The following is a 248-nucleotide window of genomic DNA, read 5'->3' as shown; positions in this document are numbered from 1 at the left end:
CTACAACTGCACTAACGGCTGCTAGTATAAAAAATACCCCTACAATTCTAGCCTGCTTTTTGTTTGAATTCATAAAAATCCCCTTTTCTTAATAAATTCAAAAACGGTTAAACGGTCACCTTAAACATTTTTTTCATAAAAAAATATTTCCTCTAACGGCAATTGAAACACATGGGAAATACGAAAGGCTAGTTCTAATGATGGGGAGTAGTTGCCCTTTTCGAGTGCCACGATTGTTTGTCTTGTTA

At 35.1% G+C, this 248-nt stretch carries 1 protein-coding gene; it reads right to left on the bottom strand.

Translation table 11 applies throughout. The features are described 5' to 3' along the window. Positions 1-120: 120 nt before the first annotated feature. On the bottom strand, positions 121-234 hold the full coding sequence (locus EOC06_RS39215) for a helix-turn-helix transcriptional regulator (protein WP_281062158.1): 114 nt from the start codon (positions 232-234) through the stop codon (positions 121-123). Between the last annotated feature and the right edge of the window lie 14 nt (positions 235-248).

The sequence above is a fragment of the Mesorhizobium sp. M7A.F.Ca.MR.362.00.0.0 genome (assembly GCF_004023175.1).
In the GTDB taxonomy this organism is placed as follows: domain Bacteria; phylum Pseudomonadota; class Alphaproteobacteria; order Rhizobiales; family Rhizobiaceae; genus Mesorhizobium.
The sequence above is the reverse complement of the archived record's forward strand: the minus strand, read 5'-3'. Positions and strand labels throughout refer to the sequence as shown.